5 protein-coding genes, 1 tRNA gene and 1 pseudogene are annotated in these 5,959 nt (G+C 75.1%); 1 reads left to right on the top strand and 6 read right to left on the bottom strand.

The genetic code is table 11. The features are described from left to right. Nucleotides 1-70: 70 nt before the first annotated feature. Nucleotides 71-1,519 (bottom strand): phytoene desaturase family protein, encoded by a 1,449-nt coding sequence (locus AXW62_RS29155; protein ID WP_060947151.1) that lies wholly within the window; start codon nt 1,517-1,519, stop codon nt 71-73. A 175-nt stretch (nt 1,520-1,694) separates the two neighbouring features. Here AXW62_RS29155 and AXW62_RS29150 point away from each other — a divergent pair, with 175 nt between their 5' ends. Beyond that, a complete protein-coding gene (locus tag AXW62_RS29150) occupies nt 1,695-2,615 on the top strand; it encodes a phosphoribosylaminoimidazolesuccinocarboxamide synthase (RefSeq protein ID WP_060947150.1) in 921 nt (306 codons plus the stop codon). A gap of 55 nt (nt 2,616-2,670) precedes the next feature. On the opposite strand, the gene AXW62_RS29145 is transcribed toward AXW62_RS29150, so the two are convergent. The 5 genes and pseudogenes from AXW62_RS29145 to AXW62_RS46215 all read right to left on the bottom strand — a co-directional run. Continuing rightward, nucleotides 2,671-2,743: transfer RNA gene (locus tag AXW62_RS29145), tRNA-Gly, on the bottom strand. A 126-nt stretch (nt 2,744-2,869) separates the two neighbouring features. Further along, nucleotides 2,870-3,490, bottom strand: a complete 621-nt coding sequence (locus AXW62_RS29140) for a response regulator transcription factor (protein ID WP_060947149.1) — start codon at nt 3,488-3,490, stop codon at nt 2,870-2,872. Continuing rightward, nucleotides 3,487-4,794, bottom strand: a complete 1,308-nt coding sequence (locus tag AXW62_RS46775; RefSeq protein ID WP_063817680.1) for a sensor histidine kinase — start codon at nt 4,792-4,794, stop codon at nt 3,487-3,489. Before AXW62_RS46775 ends, AXW62_RS29140 begins: the two co-directional genes overlap by 4 nt. Nucleotides 4,795-4,826: 32 nt before the next feature. After that, nucleotides 4,827-5,645, bottom strand: a complete 819-nt coding sequence (locus tag AXW62_RS29130; protein WP_060947148.1) for an ABC transporter permease — start codon at nt 5,643-5,645, stop codon at nt 4,827-4,829. Then, nucleotides 5,642-5,959: pseudogene (locus AXW62_RS46215) on the bottom strand (ABC transporter ATP-binding protein); the annotation flags it as partial. The pseudogene AXW62_RS46215 and the gene AXW62_RS29130, both read right to left, overlap by 4 nt.

Below are 5,959 nucleotides of genomic sequence, written 5' to 3'. Positions count from 1 at the left end.
TGACGGTGACGTCCTGGGGCGCGGCCCGCGCGGCGTGGCCCGCGGGCCACGGCCCGCGCCATGGTGGGGCCTACTCCGGACCGAGAGACGGCGCCTCCCGTATCCCGAACCGATGCCGCAGCGCCGACCGGGCGGCCAGGTATCCGCACATCCCGTGCACCCCCGGCCCCGGCGGGGTCGCCGACGAGCACAGGAAGAGCCCGGGGAGCGGGGTGCGGTACGGATCGAGGCGGGGCACAGGCCGGGCGAGGCTCTGCCACGGCGTCATCGCGCCCGAGCCGATGTCCCCGCCCACGCAGTTGGGGTCGTAACGCTCCAGGGCGCGTCCGGACACCCCGCGCGCCGCGAGCACGGTGTCGCCGAAGCCGGGGGCATAGGTCTCGATCCGGGAGCGGATCAGCTCCACCGGGTCGGTGTCGTCGCCGTTCGGCAGGTGGGCGTAGGCCCACACCGGACGCCTGCCGGGCCGGGCGCGCCCGGGATCGGTGACGGCCGGGTCGACCAGCAGCACGAAGGGCCTCCGGCTGCGGATCCCGCGCGCCGTCAGACCCTCCTCCCGGACCAGCTCGGCGCGGCTGCCGCCCAGGTGTACGGTCCCGGCGCGGCCCACGGCGGGGTCGGCCCACGGGATCGGGTCGCTGACCAGGAAGTCGGCCTTGGCGGCGGCCGGGCCGTAGCGGAACCGCCGCAGCGACCGGACGTAGCGGGCGGGCAGCGCGCGTCCGGCGATGCCCAGCAGCCCGGGGACGCCGGTGTCGAGCAGCACCGCGCGATGTCCGGCCAGCTCGGCGAGGTCGCTGATCTCGTGCCCGGGGTGGAGGGTGCCGCCGTGGGCGGTGAGGTCGTCGGCCATGGCCTCGGCGATCCGGGCGCTTCCGCCGCGCGGCAGTGGCCAGCCGGGGCCGTGCGCCAGATGCCCGAGGAGGGCTGCCACCGCCGCGCCGGCCAGACTGGGCAGTTCGCCCACGGCATGCGCGGCGACCCCGGTGAACAGGGCGGGCGCCTCCTCACCGGTGAAGCGGGCGGCGCCGAGCCGGGTGCCGTGGACGAGGATCCGTGGCGCCAGCAGCAGCGGTGCCACCGGATCCCGGGGGAGGGCGCGCTGCCCGGACAGGACGAAGTCGACCACGCCCTCGCCGTGCCGCAGCAGCGGTGCCATCAGCCGCCGCCAGCGCTCCCCGTCCGGGCCGAGCCCGGCGCAGGTGGCCTCCAGATCGTGGTGGGCGAGCGCGGCGCGGCCGCCGTCCAGCGGATGGGCGTAGGAGATCTCGGGCGTCAGCAGCTCCACTCCGCGTGGCGCCAGGCCGAACTCGCGGAAGAAGCGGGAGGCGGCCGCCATCGGGTGGACCGCCGAGCAGATGTCATGCGCGATCTCCGGGTCGAAGAGCGGCTGGGTGCGCAGCCCGCCGCCGATGGTGGGGGCGGCCTCGTACACCGCCACCCGCACCCCGGCGCGGGCCAGGGTGACGGCTGCCGCGAGCCCGTTGGGGCCGCTGCCCACGATCGCCGCGTCGGCCATGCCAACACCTCCTGTCCGGCGGGTGTCCCGGCATACGGGTTCCTCGTACGACGTGTGCGAACCGGCGTAAGCGGAACCCGGACCGCCGAGCCCTGTGGCGCGCGCCCCGCCGCGGGCCGCCGCCCGTCCGTGCGGCAGAATCGAAGGGGCTTGGACAAAACCACCAGGAGGAAGCGTGTCCGGATTCGTCGAGAAGCCCGAGCCGGTCGAGGTTCCGGGCCTTCAGCACCTGCACACCGGCAAGGTGCGCGACCTTTACCGGAACGAGCGCGGAGAGCTCGTCATGGTCGCCAGCGACCGGATCTCCGCCTACGACTGGGTCCTGCCGACCGAGATCCCGGAGAAGGGCAAGATCCTCACCCAGCTCTCCCTCTGGTGGTTCGACCTGCTCGCCGACCTCGTGCCGCACCACGTGCTGTCCACCGAGCTGCCCCCCGGCGCCCCCGCCGACTGGGCGGGCCGCACCCTGGTGTGCCGGTCGCTGCGGATGGCCCCGGTGGAATGCGTGGCGCGCGGCTATCTGACCGGCTCCGGTCTGGCCGAGTACCGGGAGAGCCGCACGGTGTGCGGGATCGCCCTCCCCGAGGGGCTGACCGACGGCTCCGAGCTGCCCTCCCCGATCTTCACCCCGGCCACCAAGGCCGAGGTCGGCGAGCACGACGAGAACGTGGCGTACGAGGAGGTGGCCCACCGCATCGGCGCCGAGCCCGCCGCCCAGCTGCGCCAGGCCACCCTCGCGGTCTACAGCCGGGCCCGGGAGATCGCCCGGGCCCGGGGCATCATCCTCGCCGACACCAAGTTCGAGTTCGGCTACGCGGAGGCGACCGCGGGCGCGGAGGGCGCCGAGCCGGTGCTCGCCGACGAGGTGCTGACCCCGGACTCCTCCCGCTTCTGGCCCGCCGACCAGTGGCAGCCCGGCCGTGCCCAGCCGTCCTTCGACAAGCAGTACGTCCGCGACTGGCTGACCTCCCCGGCCTCCGGCTGGGACCGCACCGGCGAGCAGCCGCCGCCCCCGCTCCCGGCGGAGGTCGTCGAGCGGACCCGGGCGAAGTACGTGGAGGCGTACGAGCTGCTGACCGGCACCCGCTGGACGTAGGGCCGGGAACGACCAAGGGCCCCGGCCGATCGGCCGGGGCCCTTGCTGTCCACCGAGCGGACGACGAGGCTCGAACTCGCGACCTCAACCTTGGCAAGGTTGCGCTCTACCAACTGAGCTACGTCCGCCTGCGCCGGACTTCTCCGGTTCGGCGCCCCTCTACTATAACCAAACCCCCGACCGGTGAACTACCACCCCCGGGTCGGGGCCGCTCCGGCCGGCGGAACGGTGGCAGGAGCGTCGGCGGGGGGCGCTCAGAACCAGCCGCGCTCCCGGGCGATCCGTGCCGCCGCGTGCCGGTTCTCCGCCCCCAGCTTCGCCGCCGCGGCCGACAGGTAGTTCCGGACCGTCCCCTGGGAGAGCCGGGCGCGCTGGGCGATCTCCGCGATGGAGGCGCCGTCCGTCGCCAGCTCCAGCAGCTCCGCCTCCCGCTCGGTCAGCGGGGAGTCACCGGCGCTGATCGCGTCGGCCGCCAGCCCCGGGTCCACATAGCGGGACCCGCCGTGCACCGTGCGGATGATCTCCGCCAGCCGCTGCGCGGATGTGGTCTTCGGCACGAAACCGCGCACCCCCGCCTCCAGGGCCCGCTTGAGGTGGCCCGGCCGGCCGTGGCCGGTCACGATCATCGACCGGCAGCCGGGCAGCTCCGACCGGAGCGCCGCGGCCACCGACACCCCGTCCGCCCCGGGCATCTGCAGGTCCAGCACCGCCACATCGGGCCGGTGGGCCCGCGCCATGGCCAGCGCCTCGGGCCCGGACGCCGCCTCCGCGACCACCAGCAGATCGTCCTCCAGGGCCAGCAGGGCGGCCAGGGCGCCCCGGATCAGGTGCTCGTCGTCGGCCAGCAGCACCCGGATCGCCGTGGTGTCACTCACGCGTCCCCTCCCAGCGGAACCTCGGCCCGCAGCCGGTACACGCCGCCCGCCCCCGGGCCCGACTCCAGGGTGCCGCCCAGCGGCGCCAGCCGCTCCCGCAGCCCCTTGAGCCCGCTTCCCGCACCGCTTCCCGCACCGCTTCCCGCACCGCTTCCCGCACCGTTTCCGGCACCGTTTCCCGCACCGTTTCCGGCACCGTTTCCCGCCCTGGTGCCTGCCCCGGCGTCCGCGGCATCCGGCACCCCGTCGTTCTCCATCAGCAGCACCGCCGTCCGGTCCCCTCCCGGCCGGGACGACACCCCCAGCCGTACGGTGCAGCGGGCCGCGTCCGCGTGCCGCAACACGTTCGTCGCCCCCTCGCGGACCACCCAGCCCAGCGCCGCCCGTACCGTCCCCGGCAGCTCCGCGCCGCCGTCGTCCTCGATCCGGCAGTCCACCCGGGCCGCCCGCAGCACCGACCGGGCACCGGCCAGCTCCACCCGCAGATCCGCCTCCCGATAGCCCCGGACCACCTCCTGGACCTCCGCCTGCGACTCCCGCGCGATCCGCTGCACCTCCACCATCTGGGCCTCCGCCTCCGGCATCCCCCGTCGGGCCAGCCGTGCCGCCAGCTCGCCCTTGAGCGCGATCAGCGCGAGGTTGCGGCCGACCACATCGTGCAGGTCCCGGCTGAACCGCAGCCGCGCCTCGGCGACCGCCAGCCGCGCCTGCGCCTCCCGGGACGCGTCCAGCTCCCACATCACCGCCAGCACCCACACCGAGCTGCGGACCGTCAGCAGACACAGGGAACTCATCAACGCCACGGCCGAGGCGGCCGTCACCGGGGCGCGGATCCCGGGCCGGGCCACCGCCTCCGCCGCCGCCAGCGCCACCGCGAACCCCGCATGGACCCCGGCGAACCGGCGGAGCGACGCCAGCAGCGCGTACCCGGAGGAGAACGGCGCCAGGCACAGCACGGTCAGCGGCACGATCGCCCCGAGCTCCCGCACCCTGGCGTCGAGCACCACCCCGAGCCCCAGCTCCACGGTCATCAGGGCCATGGCCACGGCGGGAAGCCACGGCTCCACCGGCCGGTCGCTCAGCCGGTGGTCGATGCCCCGGTGCAGCAGTGGCGCGGTGAGCAGCAGCTGCGCCAGACACAGGGCGAGCAGCGGCCACACCAGCGCCCCCGGGCCGTGCCGCAGCGTCGGCGCCAGGGACGGGGCCAGCGTGACGGGGTAGATCCAGGGCACCACGTACAACGTCCACCGCGTGTACAGCTCGACCCGGGCGAGCCGGCTGTGTCCGCGCCATCGCCGTATCACGTACCCCGTTCCTCCCGCCCCGTTCCCGCCGTTCAGCGCCGCGGCTCCCAGAAGAACCGCCTGCGTACGGTCCACCATGCCAGCACCGTCCAGGCCACGGCCGTCACCAGGGCCCCGAACACCTCCAGCGGGCTCATCCCGCCGGTCCACCCGCCCCGGACCAGGTCGACGACCGGGGTCAGCGGCAGCCGTTCGCACACCGCCGCGACCTGATCCGGCATCACCTCCAGCGGTACGAACAGCCCGCTGGCCATCATCGACACCAGCATCAGCGGCATCGGCGTCAGCTGCGCGGACTCCCCGGTCCTGGTGTACGCGGCCGTCGCGGCGGCCAGCGCCACCATCTGCGCCAGCCCGATCGCCACTCCGGCCACGGCCAGATACGGGGCCTTCGGCGCCGGTACGTCCAGGGCGAGCCCCACCGACACCGCCAGCAGCACGCACTGGACCAGCCCCATCAGGACGGCCGGGAGCGCCGAGCCGGCCAGGATCTCGGCGTCGGTGGGCTCTCCGGCGCGCAGCCGCTTGAGGACCAGCTCCTCACGCCGGATCACATACACGCCCACCAGGTTCAGGTAGACCGCGAGGATCAGGGCCAGGCCGATCGAACCGGGCAGGACCAGCATGCCCAGCGACAGACCGGCGTCCTCCAGGTCGATATCCTTGGTGACCGTGGTCATGCTGAGGGTCAGCGTGCCGGGCAGCAGCACGGCGTAGCTGAGCGCCGCCTTGTTCCGCACCAGGAGCGTCAGTTCGGCGCGGCCGAGGGCGAGCACCCGGTCCTTGGCGGTGGTCCGGGCGGGGCCCGCGGCCCGGTCGGCGGCCGTGGGGGTGGTGGTCGTGGTGGTCATCGCGTCGCCCCCGCCCCCGCCCCCGCCGCCGTCCCCGCCCTCTCCGCGGCCCTCGCCGGATCCGCCGGATCCCGCCCGTCCGCCGTCTCCAAGGCGCCGGCGATGTGCAGGAACGCCTCCTCCAGTGAGGCCGACCGGGCGTCCAGCCCGGTCAGCTCGATCCGCCGGTCCCGTGCCCACAGCAGCGCCTCGGTGGCCGTGCGCTGAAGGTCGCGGGTGCGCAGCCGTACGGTGCGGCCCGCCGTCTCGCAGGCGAGGGCGCCCAGCCGGCCGGCCGGCGGCAGCTCCTCGGGGCGGACGTCGGCGGGGGGGGG

The organism is Streptomyces hygroscopicus subsp. hygroscopicus (assembly GCF_001553455.1).
Classification (GTDB): domain Bacteria; phylum Actinomycetota; class Actinomycetes; order Streptomycetales; family Streptomycetaceae; genus Streptomyces; species Streptomyces hygroscopicus.
Note: the sequence above shows the minus strand (reverse complement) of the source record. Positions and strands in the feature narration are given on the sequence as shown.